Here is a 15,189-nt window from a genome sequence, read left to right as displayed (position 1 = left end):
CCACCCCCGCAAGCCATGGCTTGCCCCCGGCCAACCCAAAGCAGGTTGCAGCCCGGCACCGCATCCGCGACACAGCCCCGCATGACCGATCGGGACACGCAGACAGACGGGCTGAAGCTCGGCATCACCGCCTATATCCTGTGGGGATTCCTACCCTTCTACTTCAAGCTGCTGGAGGGGGTGCCGGCGCTCCAGATCCTGGCGCACCGGGTATTGTGGTCGGTGCTGCTGCTCGTGCTAGTGGTGGTCGCACGCCGCCGGCTGGGGGCGCTGCGGGCGGCCGCGCGAGGGCGGACGCTGCTGCTGCTCTGCGCCTCGGCGACGCTGATCGCGATCAACTGGCTGGTCTATATCTGGGCGACCCAGCACGCGCATGTGCTGGAGGCGAGCCTGGGCTATTTCATCAATCCGCTGCTCAACGTGCTGCTCGGCGTGGTGGTGCTGCGCGAGCGGGTGTCGCGCCGCCAGGGGCTGGCGGTCGGCGTCGCCGCGCTGGGCGTGGTGGTGATGGCGGTGGCGGGCGGCGGCGCCTTGTGGATCTCGCTGGTGCTCGCGGTCAGCTTCGGCCTCTATGGCCTGGTCCGCAAGGTGGCCGCGATCGACGCGCTGGGCGGCCTGACCGTCGAGACGCTGTTGCTGGCGCTTCCCGCCATGGCGGTGCTGGTGCAGGCGCAGATGGTCGGGACCCAGGCGTTCGGCGGGGACACGCGCACCAACCTGCTGCTGGTGGCGGCGGGGGCGATCACCACCGCGCCGCTGCTGCTGTTCGCGGCGGCGGCGAAGCGGATGCGCTATGCGACGCTCGGCCTGCTCCAATATATCGCGCCGACGCTTCAGTTCGCGCAGGCCGTGCTGCTGTTCGGCGAGCCGCTCCGGCCGGTGCATATCGTCACCTTCGGCCTGATCTGGACCGGTTGCGCCCTCTACGCCGCTGACAGCCTGAAACAGGCGCGGGCCGCCCGGTGATGTCGGGCTGAACGGGTTCACGCGGAGATCGGCTTCATGCGAAGCCGATCTCCGCGCCCCGAAAACGGAAACCCGACACGCCTCCATGTAAGCCCCCTCCCCTGAACCCACTGGACAAAAACTACAGCCGCTCGTTATGTTACGTTGTAACGTAACTAAGCGGACAATGGCGATGGCATTCCCCTCCCCCAAAGACGACCGCCTGCCGGTCACGGTGCTGTCCGGCTTCCTCGGCGCGGGCAAGACGACGTTGCTCAACCATATCCTCGCCAATCGCGAAGGGCGGCGCGTCGCGGTGATCGTCAACGACATGTCGGAGGTGAACATCGACGCCGATCTGGTCCGCGGCGGCGAGGCGGCGCTGTCGCGATCAGAGGAGGCGCTGGTCGAAATGACCAATGGCTGCATCTGCTGCACGCTGCGCGACGACCTGCTGGCGGAGGTCCGCACGCTCGCGGAGGCGGGCCGGTTCGACTATCTGGTGATTGAGAGTACCGGCATTTCCGAACCGCTGCCGGTCGCCACCACCTTCTCCTTCCGCGACGAGAACGACGTGTCGCTGGGCGATGTAGCGCGGCTCGACACGATGGTGACGGTGGTCGACGCGGTGAACCTGCTGGCCGATTATTCGAGCCAGGATTTCCTGGCCGATCGGGGCGAGACGCTGGGCGAGGACGACCGGCGCAGCCTGGTCGGCCTGCTGGTCGAGCAGATCGAGTTCGCCGATGTGGTCGTCGTCAACAAGGCGTCGTCGGTGTCCGCCGAACAGCTTGGCGTCGTGAAGAAGCTGGTCGCCAGCCTCAACGCCGATGCGGTGATCGTGCCCTGCGATCACGGCCGGGTCGATCTCGACCTGCTGCTCGCCACCGGCCTGTTCGACGAGGACAAGGCGTCGCGCCACCCGCTCTGGGCCAAGGAACTGTACGGCTATGCGCATCACCAGCCGGAGACGGAGGAATATGGCATAGAGAGCTTCGTCTATCGCGCCCGCCAGCCCTTCGACCCCGCCCGCTTCCACGATTTCCTGACCACCGGCGGCCTCGACCATGTGGTGCGCGCCAAGGGCCATTTCTGGCTGGCAACGCGACCCGACTGGGTCGGTGAGCTGGCGGTGGCGGGCAGCCAGACGACGAGCGCGCGGCTGGGCCGCTGGTGGGCGGCGGTGCCCAAGCATCACTGGCCCGAGGACGGGCAGTTCGAACGGTTCGTCGCGAAACACTGGGACCCGCTCTGGGGCGACCGGCGGCAGGAACTGGTGTTCATCGGCATCGGCATGGACGAGGCGCGGATCCGCCGGGCGCTGGACCGCTGCCTGGTGCCCGCCGCCGCCTTCACGCCCGACCTGTGGCGCGGCCTGCGCGATCCCTTTCCCACCTGGGGCGAGCGTGCGTTGGAGCCGGCGGAATGACGATCGCCGTCATCGACCGGCCGGTGACGACCGGCGGCGAGGAGACGATATTGACCGCGATCGAGGCGCCGGACGCGGCGCTGGCGATCTGGACGCGCCGTCTCGCGCCCCTATTCGAGGCGATCCTCGCCACGCTCGACCTGGACACGCTCGACGACGTGGTGATCGATCTGGACGCGGGAACGCCGATCCACGCCGCGCTCGCCGACGCCGGCTATCCCGACGATGCCGCCGCGATGCTGGCGGCGGACATCGATCGGCTCGTCCATCGCCAGTCCCGCCTGACCAGCGCGCAGCAACTGACCGTCAAGCTGGAGGTGATCGAGACCGACGCCTGCCGCCGTTTCCATGCCGACTATGTCACGCTGCGGCTGCTCTGCACCTATATCGGCCCCGCCACCCAATGGTGCCATGCCGACGCGCCGGAGACGATCCACGCGCTCGCGACCGGTGAGGTCGGCCTGTTCAAGGGGCGGCGGCTGCTCGACCCGCCGCCCATCCTCCACCGTTCGCCGCCGATCCTTTCCACCGGGGGCCGTCGCCTGATGCTGGTGATCGACCCCGCCCGCTCGCCCGACGATCTGTAGGGCGAGCGATGCTCCCGCTTCCGCAGGAGCACCGGCGTCAGAACCGCATGTCCCAGCCGAGCGTGAACGACCGCCCCCGCCCGGCATAATAGTTGAGGTTGTCGGTGGGCAGCCGCGTGTCGCTGTTGTAATCGATATAGAAGCGATTGAAGATGTTCTGCGCGGTCAGATAGATACCGCCGATCTTCGTCTGGTAGCGAAGCGACGCGTCGGTGACGGTATAGCCGCCGAAATTGTTGCGCGGGTCCGGGTTCGCCTTGCCGTGGAAGGTGCGCCCGAAATAGACCTGGGTCTGCACCCGTGCGGAGAGCGGACCGCGTGCGAAGTCGGCGGCGGCGTTCAGCCGATCAGGTGAGATGTTGGTCCCGTCCAGATCGGTATCGACCACCCCGTCCGGTGCGCGGGTATCGCTGTCGTAGCGACCCGCGATATGCGCATAGCCGGTCGACAGCCGCAGCCCGTCGATCGGCATCCGCACCGCCAGATTGATCTCCAGCCCCTCGATCTCGACGCGCTGGCGCTGCACCTGGAAATTCTCGTTGCCGAGCGCGATCAGCAACTGGCCCTTGTCGCTCGACGACCAGAAATAGGTGGCGCTGGCATCCAGCGGTCCACGCTTCACCTCGACACCGATCTCGCGATTGTTGGAGATGACCGGATCGATCGCGCGGAAATTGCCGAGGTCGGTGCCCGGCGTGTCGACCGCACGGGTGATGCGGCCGATATCGGCCATGGTGAACCCTTCCGCATAGCTGGCATAGGCGCGGATGCCGGCCAACGGCTCGACGATCACGCCGCCATTCTTCAGCAGCTGGTCGAAGCCGGGCGTGCCGCCCTTGACCGACACGCCGCCATAGGTGGCCGGGTTCCGGCCGTCATAGGTGGTGGACGCGAGCGTGTGGTAATCGTCGATGCGGACCTTCACATTCTCCCAGCGGACGCCGCCCGCCAGCCGCACCAGCCCGTCTGCCAGCTTCAGATTCGCCTGCACGAAGGGCGCCAGGCTCTGGAAGTCCGAGGGCGGCACCCAGACGCGGTTGGTGCCGATCAGCCGCTGCTCGGTCCGATCGAACAGGCTGTCGAACCCGATCGTCGCGACCAGCGCCTCCCAGCCGGGCACCGCGCGTTCATAGCTGGCGCGCGCACCCAGCTTGCGCGAGCGGTTCTCCGACTGGTCGAGCAGCGTGCCGATGGGCGCGATGGCGGGGTCCTGGAAGGTGGCGATCGGCGTCAGCTCGCGACCGAACGTGTCATGCGTCCGGTTGAAGAAGAGCTGCGCGGTCAGGTTGCCGCCGCCGATGTCGCTATCGGTATAGGACAGCGACACCGCCTCCGCCCGGTTGGCGGCGGACTTGCCGCCCGGATGGCCCCGCACCGAACTGGTCGGCAGCCCACGCAACCGGTTGCCCGCGAGCGCGACATAATCGCCGTCGCCGTTCAGGGTGAAACGGTTGACGATCAGGTCGAGCCGCCCGCTCGGTCGCACCGCCAGTCCGAACCGGCCGAACAGGTCGAGCGCGTGCGAATCCTGCGTCTCGCCTTGCGTCAGATTGACGCCGATCCGTCGCCCCCGCGCGTCGTAGAAGGCGCCGCGCTTCTCATAGGAGGCCCCCACCGTCGCGTCGAACAGGCCGGCCTTGTACTGGACCAGCCCGGCCGCCTTGCCGCCGAGCGAGTCGTCCTCGAACCGGTCGGCGGCGCTGCCCTGCACCAGCACGCGCCCCGACACGCCCTCGGTGCGCGGTGGGCCGACCGTCACCTGGTTGACGATTCCGCCGGTGCCGCCCACCCCCTGCAAGGCGTTGGAGCCATAGATCAGCTCGACCCGATCGATGAAGAAGCCATCGATGGTGAAGCCGTCGCGGCTGCCGTCGCGCAGGGGCGTCGTCTGCGGAATGCCGTTGATCGCATAGAGCGGCGAGCGGCCGCGCAGCGTCTCGCCCGCCCCCGACAGCTTGCCGCGCGTCGGCGAGAAGCTGGGCGTCAATGTCGCAACCGCATCGGTGATGCTGCCGGAAATCGCGATCTGCTGGTCGAGCACCGGCTTGTCGATGATGTCGATGGTCAGCGGCAGGGCGTTGGGCGGCAGCACCGTACGCGCGGCGGTGACGATGATCGTCTCCCCACCGGCCTGCATATCGTCATCGGCGACCGCCGCCACCGTCGGGATCGCGGCATTCCCCTTGGCGGCCGGCGTCTCGGCCATGGCCTGTTGCGCCGTCACCAGCGCCACCAGCCCCATACCCCGCGCTAAACCCATGATCGTTTCCCTGTCGTAATCATTGACCCTATGCGGCGCGCCGGCTAACGCGAGTGACTATCAATAACAAGATCATATCGATAGGGCGATGACGCGGACGGTCCTTTTCCAAATCCACTGGTTCCTCGGCATCACCGCCGGCCTCGTGCTGGCCGTCATGGGGGTGACCGGCGGGTTGATGAGCTTCGAGCCGGAACTCCTGGCCGCGATCAATCCCGGCATCGTCATCGTCACGCCCGGCCCGACCCAGCCGCTCCCCGCTCCCGTGCTGATCGACCGCGCCCGCGCGCAATTGCCGGCGGGGCGCATCGTCCGGGTGATCCTGTCGTCCGATCCAAGCCGCGCGGCCGCGATCAGCTATGTGCCCAAGGGGTCGAAGGAACCCCAGCGCCGCTATCTCGATCCCGCCACCGGCCGATTGCTCTCCGAGGCGCGCGGTTCGGGCCTGTTCGAGGTGGTCGAAAATCTGCACCGCTGGCTGGCGCTGCCCGGCCATGGCAATGGCTGGGGCCGGCAGATCACCGGTTTCGCGTCGCTCTCGCTGATCTATTTCGCGCTGTCGGGCCTGTATCTGCGCTGGCCGCGCCGGCCCCTCGACTGGCGCAACTGGCTGGTGCTCGACTGGCGGATGACCGGGCGCAACTTCTACCGCGCGCTCCATGCGGTGATCGGCGGCTGGGTGCTGGTCTTCTATCTGGTCAGCGCCGGCACCGGCCTGTGGTGGTCCTATGGCTGGTATCGCGACGGCGTCCAGCATCTGCTCAGCGCCGAACGCCCCCGCCCCCCGCACGACAAGCGCGGCAAGACGGATCGCGAGGAAGCACCGGTCGACTGGACGCGCGCCTGGACCGGCTTCGCCCAGGCCACGGCCGGTCGTACCTATGACGACGTCACCGCCAGCGCGCGCGGGGGCACCGCCGTGCAGTTCCGCGCCAAGCTGCCCGGCGCACGGCACGATCGCGTCTCCGACGAACTGTCGATCGACAGCCGCACCGGCGCGGTCCTGTCCGATGCCCGCTATGCCGACCGGGCGATGGGCGCGGACATCGTCACCAGCGTCTATGAAATCCATCGCGGCGCCTATTTCGGCATCATCGGCCGGGTCGGCATCATGTTCGCCAGCCTGACGATGCCGCTCTTCACCATCACCGGCTTCCTGCTCTATTTCGCGCGCCGGCGGCGCAAGGCGGCGCTGGCCCAGGTCCTGGCCGATGCCCCCGCCACCGAGCGGGCGGCGGGCACGACGACACTGGTCGCCTATGCCAGCCAGACCGGCACGGCGGAACGGATCGCCCGGCTGACCGCGCGCGCCCTGCCCGACGCCGCCGCCCTGCCCCTCGCCGCGCTGGATGCCGCGACGCTGGCGGGGGCGCAGTGCCTGTTCGTCGTCGCCAGCACCTATGGCGAGGGCGAGCCGCCCGACGCCGCCCGTGCCTTTGCCCGCCGGATGGAACAGGCCCCGGACGATCTGTCGCATCTCCGCTATGCCGTGCTGGCGCTGGGGGACCGCGAATATGCGGATTTCTGCGCTTTCGGCCACCGGGTCGACCGCTGGCTGCACGCGGGCGGCGCGACGCGGCTGTTCGATCCGGTCGAGATGGACGGCGAGGATGCCGACGCGCAACGCCACTGGCAGCAACAGCTGGCCGGGCTCGGCGCACGGACCGACCAGCCCGACTGGGCCCCCGCCCCGACGACCGAGTGGCGACTGGTCGAGCGCCGCCTGCTCAATCCCGGCAGCCAGGGCGACGGCGCCTGGCATGTCGCACTCGCCCCGCTCGGCCCGGCCGACCTGGCCTGGCAGGCGGGCGACATCGTCGAGATCCTGCCGCAACATGATCCGGCGCGGGTCGACGCCTTTCTGGACCATGCCGGCCGGTCCGCCGATGACGACCTCCGCGCCGCGCTGATGACCCGCATCCTTCCGGAGGATGCTACCGGTGCGATCGACCCCGACACGCTCAAGCCACTGCCGCACCGGGAATATTCCATCGCTTCCGTCCCGGCTTCCGGGCAGGTCGAACTGATCGTCCGGCAATGCCGCGCGGCGGACGGCTTTGCCGGGCTGGGCTCCGGCTGGCTGACGGCGGGAGCGCCGCTGGGCGGCGTGATCCGGGCGCGCATCCGCCGCAATCCCGGCTTCCACGCGCCCGCCGATCCGGCGACGCCGCTGATCCTGATCGGCAATGGCACCGGCCTGGCCGGCCTGATGGCGCACCTGCGCGCCCGTGCCGAGCGCGGCGGCGGCCCGGCCATCCTCTTCTTCGGCGAGCGGCACCCGGCGCACGACGATTTCCATGCCCCGGACCGCGCCGCGCTCACCGCCACCGGGGTGCTGACCCGCACCATCGCCGCCTGGTCGCGATGGGGTCAGGGGCCGCGCTATGTCCAGGATGCCGTGGCGGACCATGCCGACCTGATCCGCGACGCGGTGGCGGCGGGCGCGGCCATCCTGGTCTGCGGCAGCGTGACCGGCATGGCGCCCGGCGTCCATGCCGCGCTCGCCGCCATACTGGGCGATGCGACGCTGGAGGCGATGCTGGCCGATGGCCGCTACCGACGCGACATCTACTGATCCGATGATCCTGTAACGGCGGGCCGCCCGTTGCCAGGGCCCGCCGCAACATATCGCCCCACGCCGTCCGGGCTGGTTTGCCGCCATCTATAATGGTTAGCGGAATTACAACGGACAGGCTCCCATGCTCATCACCCTGGACCAGTCAGCCACCGTCAGGGAAGCCGCGATCCTCGCTGCCCAACTGGCGGACGGAATGGCGCGCGCCGATACGACGCTGACCATCGATGCCGATGCGGTCGTCGAGGCCGATCTCAGCCTGCTCCAGCTGATCGAGGTGGCGCGGCGCGACATGGCCGCACGCGGCGGCGCGGTGCAGCTGCGCACCCCCGCCAACCCCGCCATCGCCGCCGTGCTGGAGCGCGCCGGCTTTCTCGCCGCCGCGAATGCGGACGACCTTCAATTCTGGTTCCACGGAGATCGCCAATCATGACGGCATCCATCCTGACGGTAGATGATTCGACCAGCCTGCGCCTCGCCATCCGTCTGGCGCTGACCGGCGCGGGCTATGATGTGACGGAGGCGGTCGACGGCGTCGACGGCATGACCAAGGCCAATGCGGGGCGGTACGACATGATCGTCACCGACCTGAACATGCCCAATATGGACGGCCTGACCATGATCCGCGAACTGCGCAAGGATGCGCGGCATGCCGGCACGCCGATCATCTTCCTGACCACCGAATCCGATGCCGACATCAAGGCGCAGGCGCGCGCCGCCGGGGCCACGGGCTGGCTGGTCAAGCCCTTCGTCCCCGACCAGCTCATCAAGATCGCGCGGAAGGTGCTGGGGAAATGAGCGCGACCGATCCGATCGCCGCCTTCCGCATCGAAGGCGGAGAGCTGCTCGACGAGGTGGAGCAGGCGCTGCTCGACATGGGTCATCGCCTCGACGACATGGACCTGGTCAATGCCGTGTTCCGGGGGCTCCACACGCTGAAGGGCTCGGGCGCGATGTTCGGCTTCGACGCGCTGGCCCAGTTCACCCATCATTGCGAAAGCGCCTTCGACAAGGTGCGGAAAGGGGTGGTGCCGGCCACGTCGCAACTGGTCGCGGTGATCCTGTCGGCGCAGGATCACATGCGCGCGCTGCTCGACGGCCGCGCCACCGGCGGCGAGGCGGCGGGGGACGAGATCCTCGCCGCGCTGGAGGCCGCGATCGCGGAGGCCGCCGGCGCACCGCTGGCCGCCCCCGCCGCCAAGGTCGCCGGCCAGGGCTGGCACGTCGTCTTCCGCCTGCCGGCCGATTGCATGGCGAACGGCACCAACCCGCTGATGCTGCTCGACGAGCTGCGCGATCTCGGCCCCTGCCGCATCGTCGCCCTGACCGACCGGCTGCCGACCCTGGAAGAGCTGACCCCGACCCATTGCCATATCGGCTGGGACGTGACGGTCGAGACCGACGAGCCCGCCAGCGCCGTCGAGGACGTGTTCATCTTCGTGATGGACGATATGGAGCTGGCGATCACGCCGCTCGCGGTCGACGCGGCCGAAGCCCCGGCGGACCCCGCCGCCACGGCCCCCGTTGCGGCTCCGGCCACAGCGCCCGCAGCGCCTGCCACCGCCGCCCCCGCCCCCGCCGCCCCGCCGCCGCCGGCCCCGCCCGCCGCCGCCAAGGCCGCCGAACATGTCCGCGTCCCCGCCGAGCGGCTGGACGAGCTGATGGACCGGGTCGGCGAACTGGTGATCGCGCAGAGCCGCCTGTCGCAGATCGCGCATCAGGACGGCGGTCTCGCCCTCCGCTCCGTCTCCGAGGAGATCGAGCGGCTGGCCGGCGAGTTGCGCGACACGATGATGGTGCTGCGCATGATGCCTGTCGCCAGCCTGTTCGGCCGCTTCCGCCGCCTGGTCCACGACCTGGCCCGCGACACCGGCAAGGCGATCGACCTGGTCACCACCGGCGAGTCGACCGAGGTCGACAAGACGGTGATCGAGCGGCTGTTCGATCCGCTGGTCCACATCATCCGCAACAGCTGCGACCATGGCCTGGAAAAGGCGGAGGACCGCGTCGCCGCCGGCAAGTCGGCGACCGGCACCGTCCACCTGTCGGCCCATCAGGCCGGCGGCGAGGTGCTGATCACCATCCGCGACGACGGCCGCGGCATCGACCGCGCCCGCGTCCGCGCCAAGGCGGAGGCGAACGGCCTGATCCAGCCGGACCAGCTGCTCGCCGACCAGGAATTGCTGCAACTGATCTTCGCGCCCGGTTTCTCGACGGCGGCGCAGGTCACCAACCTGTCGGGGCGCGGCGTCGGCATGGACGTGGTGAAGCGCACCATCGAAAGCCTGCGCGGCACGATCGAGGTCGCCAGCATCGACGGCGGCGGATCGACCATCACGCTGCGCATTCCGCTGACGCTGGCGATCATCGACGGGCTGCTGGTCCGGGTCGGATCGGGCGATTACGTCATTCCCCTCTCGGCGGTCGAGGAATGCCTGGAACTGTCGGGCGAGGAGGATCTGCGCTCGCAGGGTCGCAGCCTGATCACGCTGCGCGACCGGCTGGTACCCTTCCTGCGTCTGCGCGACGTGTTCGCCACCGGCACGCCGGCCGATCCGCATCAGAAGATCGTCGTGGTCGCCACCGGCAACGACCGGGTCGGCCTGGTCGTCGACCAGATCATCGGCAACCACCAGACCGTCATCAAGTCCATGTCGCCGCTGCACCGCCATGTCGGCTCGTTCACCGGCGCGACCATCCTGGGGGACGGTAGCGTCGCCCTGATCCTCGACATCGCCCAGCTCGTCGCGCTGGCTCAACCCCGGGAGGAGCGGCTGCGCGCCGCGTGATCGCCATGCCTCATCGCAACATGACCGCCTGGACCGACGATGGCGAGCTGGAGGTGCTGACCTTCGGCCTGGGGGGCGAGACCTTCGCGCTCGAAGCCGTGCTGGTGCGCGAGATCCTGGACCTGATGCCCGAAACGCAGGTGCCGGGCGCCGATCGCCTCGCCGCCAGCGTCATCAACTTTCGCGGCCGGATCATCCCGCTTGCCGACCTGCGCATCGCCTTCGGCATGACGCCGCAGGAGGACACCACCGACAGCCGCATCGTCGTGATCGAGCTGATGCTGGACGACGAGCCGGTGCTGATCGGCCTGAAGACCGACCGGGTCAACGAAGTCGCCACGCTGCTGCGCGACGCGGCGGAGGCGCCGCCCGCGATCGGGATGCGCTGGCCCCGCGACCATATCCGCTGCCTGGTCCGCCAGGGCGGCGACCTGATCGTGCTGCCGGACCTGCCGGCATTGTTCACCACGCTGATCGCCCGGGGGGGCGAACCAACGATCCACTGATTGCCCTGGGGTTTGGGGGGGAGGGATTTTCCATGCGTTTTACCATCAAGATGAAATTAGCCGCGACCTTCGCGGTCGTACTGCTGTTGATGATCACCACCGTCGGCATCGGCGTGACGCGCCTGAGCGAACTGAACGGCGCGATCACGAAAGTGATCAACGTCTCGGCCAAGCAGCTTGAATATGCGCAGGCCGTCGATGCCGAACTCGGTCGCATCGGGCGCAATGAAAAGAACATGGCGCTGACCAACGACGATGGCGCGACCCGGGAATTCAGCGACCGGATGATCGAACAGCGCGCCAGGCTCGAAACGCTGCTGACGAACGCACTGGCGCTGGCGACCGACGATACCCGGGCTCAATGGTCCGCGGTGCGCGACACCTGGTCCCGTTACAAGGTGCTGAACGAGCGCGTCCGCCAACTCGCGATCGTGAACCGCAATGACGATGCCGGCGTCATCTCGATGGGGGAAGCCCGCGACGTCAGCTTGACGCTCGCCAAGCGCGTGCAGGAACTGGTCGGCATCCAACAGGCCAAGATGAAGCAGGCGGACGCGGACACCAATGCGCTCTACAGCGAAGCCCGTACGCTGCTCACCACGATCGCCGTCATCGCGATCCTGATTGCCGTGGCCGGGGCCGTCTGGGTATCGCTGGTCGTCTCGCGCGGCCTGAACCGGATCAGCGAGGCGCTGGACGCGGTGGCGATCGGCGATCTCGACCAGGAGGTGACGGTCAATTCAAACGACGAGATCCGCGATCTGGTCGGCACCGTCAACCGCATGACCGAGAATCTGCGCGCCTCCGCCACGCTGGCCGAGACGATCGCCGAGGGCGACCTGACCGTCGATCACCAGCCGCTGTCCGACCGTGACAAGCTGGGTCATGCGCTGATCTCGATGGTGGAGCGGCTGCGCTCGGTCGTCGGCGATGCGACCGACGCGGCGGATGCCGTCGCGGCGGGCAGCCAGCAGCTCTCCTCCTCCTCCGAGCAGGTCTCGCAGGGCGCGACCGAACCAGGCCGCCGCCGCCGAGGAGGCGTCCGCCTCGATGGAAGAGATGGCCGCCAACATCAAGCAGAACGCCGACAATGCCTCGCAGACCGAGAAGATCGCCCGCCAGTCCTCGCGCGATGCCGAGGAAAGCGGCGTCGCGGTGACCAAGGCCGTCGTCGCGATGCGCACCATCGCCGAGAAGATCGGCATCGTGCAGGAGATCGCGCGCCAGACCGACCTGCTCGCGCTGAACGCGGCGGTCGAGGCGGCGCGCGCCGGCGAACATGGCAAGGGCTTCGCGGTCGTCGCCTCCGAGGTGCGCAAGCTGGCGGAACGCAGCCAGAGCGCGGCCGCCGAGATCGGCGCGGTTTCGTCCGACACCGTCGCCGCCGCCACCCAGGCCGGCGAGATGCTGACCAAGCTGGTCCCCGACATCCGCCGCACCGCCGAGCTGGTCGCCGAGATCAGCGCCGCCTGCCGCGAACAGGATGTCGGCGCGTCGCAGATCAACGAGGCGATCCAGCAGCTCGATCAGGTGACGCAGCAGAACGCCTCCGCCTCCGAGCAGATCAGCGCCACCTCGGAAACCCTGGCCAGCCAGGCCGAGGAGCTGCAATCCAGCATCGCCTATTTCCGCGTCGACGACCACCAGGCGGTGATCCGCAGCCCGGCCCGGGCCGCCGCCAAGGCGCCGCGCCGCGCGAGCGTCCCGGCCAAGCTCGCGCCCGCGCCCGCCCCTGCGCCCGTCGCCAAGGCGACGAAGCCCAAAAAGGCCAAGGTCGTCGGCAAGTCGCCCGCCAAGGCCCCGGCCAAGTCGAGCGTGGCCCAGCAACAGGCCCGCGTGCGCGGCTTCGCCCTCGACCTCAATGCCGGGGGTCCGGACGCCGAGGATGTCGAGTTCGACAAGGCGGCCTGACCCCTTCCGCCCTTCTCAACAACCGTAAGGATTTTTCGTGCGCCCCACCATTCGTCTCAAGCTGGGCCTGACCTTTGTCACTCTGCTGGTGATGCTCGGCATCGTCGTGTCGATCGCGGTGACACGGATAGGGGCGATCAACGCCGCCACGACCGAGGTCATCACCGGTCCGGCAAAACGGCTGGACCTGGCCCAGACATTCGTCGTCCAGGCCAGCAAGGCGGTGCGCATGGAGAAGAACATGGTGATGGCGTCCGGACCGGACGAAAGGCACCGGTTCGACGAGCTGACGCTGAAGGCGCGTGACGATGCGCAGCGCGCGCTGGAGGCCGGGCTTGCAGCGGCCAACGCCGCCGGCAAGCCGCTCTGGCTGCAACTCCAGTCCCGTTGGTTGGCGTATGTCCAGGTCAACGACCAGGTCCGCGCCCTGGCGCTGGCCGACCGCATCAACGAGGCGAGCGCGCTGTCGATCGGCCGGTCGCTGGTCATCATGACCGATATCGGCCTGCTGGGGGACCAGGTCGTCGCCCTGGCCCAACGGCAGATGCGCCAGGCCGATGTCGATACCGATGCGCTCTATGACTCGTCGCGCACCATGATGTTCACGGTGGCGATCCTGGCCTTTCTGGTGGCCGCGATCGGCGGCGTCTGGGTCTCGCTGGTCGTGTCGCGCGGACTGGATCGCATCCGGCAGGCGCTCGACGCGGTGGCGGTAGGCGATCTGAGCCAGGAGATCACCTCCCCCTCCAATGACGAGATCCGCGACCTGGTCGAGACGGTCAATCACATGACCCGCACCCTCCGCACCACGGCGGCGCTGGCGGACCGGGTAGCGGTCGGCGACCTGTCGGTCGACCATCAGCCGCTGTCCGCCAAGGACCAGCTGGGTCAGGCCCTGGTCCGCATGATCGTCAACCTGCGCCAGTCGGCACGGCTGGCGGAAACGATTGCCCAGGGCGACTTGACCGTCGACCACCGCCCCCTGTCGGATGCGGACGCCTTGGGCCAGGCGCTGGTGGTCATGGTCGACCGGCTCCGTGCCGTGATCGGCGATACCGCCGAGGCGGCGGGGAGCGTCGCGTCGGGCAGCCAGCAGCTCTCTTCCTCCTCCGAGCAGGTGTCGCAGGGCGCGACCGAACAGGCCGCCGCCGCCGAGGAAGCCTCCGCCTCGATGGAAGAGATGGCCGCCAACATCAAACAGAATGCCGACAACGCCGCCCAGACCGAGAAGATCGCCCGCCAGTCCTCGCTCGATGCCGAGGAGAGCGGCGTCGTGGTGGCCAGGGCGGTGACCGCGATGCGGACCATCGCCGAGAAGATCGGCATCGTGCAGGAGATCGCCCGCCAGACCGACCTGCTCGCGCTGAACGCGGCGGTCGAGGCGGCGCGGGCCGGCGAACATGGTCGCGGCTTCGCGGTCGTCGCCTCCGAGGTGCGCAAGTTGGCGGAACGCAGCCAGGTCGCCGCCGCCGAGATCGGTGCGGTGTCCGGCGACACGGTCGCCGCGGCGACCCAGGCGGGCGAGATGCTGACCCGGCTGGTGCCCGACATCCGCCGCACCGCCGAGCTGGTCGCCGAGATCAGCGCGGCCTGTCGCGAACAGGATGTCGGCGCGTCGCAGATCAACGAGGCGATCCAGCAGCTCGACCAGGTGACGCAGCAGAATGCCACCGCCTCCGAGCAGATCAGCGCCACGTCCGAAACGCTGTCCGGCCAGGCCGAGGAGCTGCAATCCAGCATCGCCTATTTCCGGCTCGACACCCGCTTCCTGACGGACGGCCGATCGCAACATGGTGACGCGCGCTCCAGGCGTGCCGCCCCGACGCGTCGCGTGCAGAGCCCGGCCAAGGTGACCCAGACGGCGGCCGCGCTGCCTTCCCAAGGCTCGCTGGCGGCCCAGCAAGCCCGCCTGCGCGGCTTCGCGCTCGACCTGAACAATGGCGGGGCCGACGTCGAGGATGTCGATTTCGACCGGGTCGCCTGATCGACGCGGGCCGCCGTCTATAATGGTTCCAACAGGATCACGATGATGCGCTTTTCCACCCATCTTTCGATCTCTCGGAAGTCCAAATTGTGCCCGGGCAGCATCATCGTGATGGCGCCGGGGGCGCATGTCGTCATCCCGTCGGAGGCGGATATGGTCCGCTCAACGACATGGTCGAAGACCCACGGCGCTCAAGGGATTCC

General features: G+C 68.8%; 12 protein-coding genes and 1 pseudogene. 11 read left to right on the top strand and 2 right to left on the bottom strand.

Translation table 11 applies throughout. The annotated features are described in order from the left end of the window. The first annotated feature begins 81 nt into the window (after nt 1–81). The 3 genes from rarD (at nt 82) to QE452_RS01635 (ending at nt 2,961) form a co-directional block, all read left to right on the top strand. Nucleotides 82–966 carry an EamA family transporter RarD gene (gene rarD, locus QE452_RS01645; protein WP_309658403.1) on the top strand — a complete coding sequence of 295 codons (885 nt, stop codon included), beginning with the start codon at nt 82–84 and terminating at the stop codon, nt 964–966. A 172-nt stretch (nt 967–1,138) separates the two neighbouring features. Then, nucleotides 1,139–2,374 carry a GTP-binding protein gene (locus QE452_RS01640; RefSeq protein WP_309658402.1) on the top strand — a complete coding sequence of 412 codons (1,236 nt, stop codon included), beginning with the start codon at nt 1,139–1,141 and terminating at the stop codon, nt 2,372–2,374. Next, a complete protein-coding gene (locus QE452_RS01635) occupies nt 2,371–2,961 on the top strand; it encodes a DUF1826 domain-containing protein (RefSeq protein WP_309658401.1) in 591 nt (196 codons plus the stop codon). The genes QE452_RS01640 and QE452_RS01635 overlap by 4 nt, the downstream gene beginning before the upstream one ends. A gap of 37 nt (nt 2,962–2,998) precedes the next feature. On the opposite strand, the gene QE452_RS01630 is transcribed toward QE452_RS01635, so the two are convergent. After that, nucleotides 2,999–5,167 carry a TonB-dependent receptor gene (locus tag QE452_RS01630; RefSeq protein WP_405052785.1) on the bottom strand — a complete coding sequence of 723 codons (2,169 nt, stop codon included), beginning with the start codon at nt 5,165–5,167 and terminating at the stop codon, nt 2,999–3,001. Nucleotides 5,168–5,309: 142 nt separating this feature from the next. Between QE452_RS01630 and QE452_RS01625 the strand changes: the two genes are divergently transcribed. The 6 genes and pseudogenes from QE452_RS01625 to QE452_RS19020 form a co-directional block, all read left to right on the top strand. Then, complete coding sequence (locus tag QE452_RS01625; RefSeq protein WP_309658400.1) at nt 5,310–7,796, top strand: sulfite reductase flavoprotein subunit alpha; 2,487 nt, start codon at nt 5,310–5,312, stop codon at nt 7,794–7,796. A gap of 124 nt (nt 7,797–7,920) precedes the next feature. After that, entirely contained in the window at nt 7,921–8,229 is a 309-nt protein-coding gene (locus tag QE452_RS01620; protein WP_309658399.1) for an STAS domain-containing protein, read from the top strand. Next, complete coding sequence (locus QE452_RS01615) at nt 8,226–8,594, top strand: response regulator (protein WP_125996719.1); 369 nt, start codon at nt 8,226–8,228, stop codon at nt 8,592–8,594. The genes QE452_RS01620 and QE452_RS01615 overlap by 4 nt, the downstream gene beginning before the upstream one ends. Beyond that, the gene (locus tag QE452_RS01610) at nt 8,591–10,585 is read left to right on the top strand and encodes a chemotaxis protein CheA (RefSeq protein WP_309658398.1); all 1,995 of its coding nucleotides are present in this window, start codon (nt 8,591–8,593) and stop codon (nt 10,583–10,585) included. The genes QE452_RS01615 and QE452_RS01610 overlap by 4 nt, the downstream gene beginning before the upstream one ends. 5 nt (nt 10,586–10,590) lie before the next feature. Then, on the top strand, nt 10,591–11,091 hold the full coding sequence (locus QE452_RS01605; protein WP_309730487.1) for a chemotaxis protein CheW: 501 nt from the start codon (nt 10,591–10,593) through the stop codon (nt 11,089–11,091). Between the two features lie 32 nt (nt 11,092–11,123). Further along, a pseudogene (locus tag QE452_RS19020) lies at nt 11,124–11,834 on the top strand (MCP four helix bundle domain-containing protein); the annotation flags it as partial. Here QE452_RS19020 and QE452_RS19015 read toward each other — a convergent pair. Further along, entirely contained in the window at nt 11,832–11,978 is a 147-nt protein-coding gene (locus QE452_RS19015) for a hypothetical protein (protein ID WP_405052716.1), read from the bottom strand. The pseudogene QE452_RS19020 and the gene QE452_RS19015 overlap by 3 nt on opposite strands. A 43-nt stretch (nt 11,979–12,021) precedes the next feature. Here QE452_RS19015 and QE452_RS19010 point away from each other — a divergent pair, with 43 nt between their 5' ends. Then, nucleotides 12,022–13,002: a methyl-accepting chemotaxis protein gene (locus QE452_RS19010; protein ID WP_405052715.1), complete on the top strand. Its 981-nt coding sequence runs from the start codon at nt 12,022–12,024 to the stop codon at nt 13,000–13,002. 37 nt (nt 13,003–13,039) lie between these two features. Further along, nucleotides 13,040–14,986: a HAMP domain-containing methyl-accepting chemotaxis protein gene (locus tag QE452_RS01595; protein WP_309658395.1), complete on the top strand. Its 1,947-nt coding sequence runs from the start codon at nt 13,040–13,042 to the stop codon at nt 14,984–14,986. Nucleotides 14,987–15,189 lie beyond the last annotated feature (203 nt).

Origin of the sequence: Sphingomonas sp. SORGH_AS_0438, from assembly GCF_031453475.1 — a bacterium.
Taxonomy (GTDB): domain Bacteria; phylum Pseudomonadota; class Alphaproteobacteria; order Sphingomonadales; family Sphingomonadaceae; genus Sphingomonas.
Note: the sequence above shows the minus strand (reverse complement) of the source record. Positions and strands in the feature narration are given on the sequence as shown.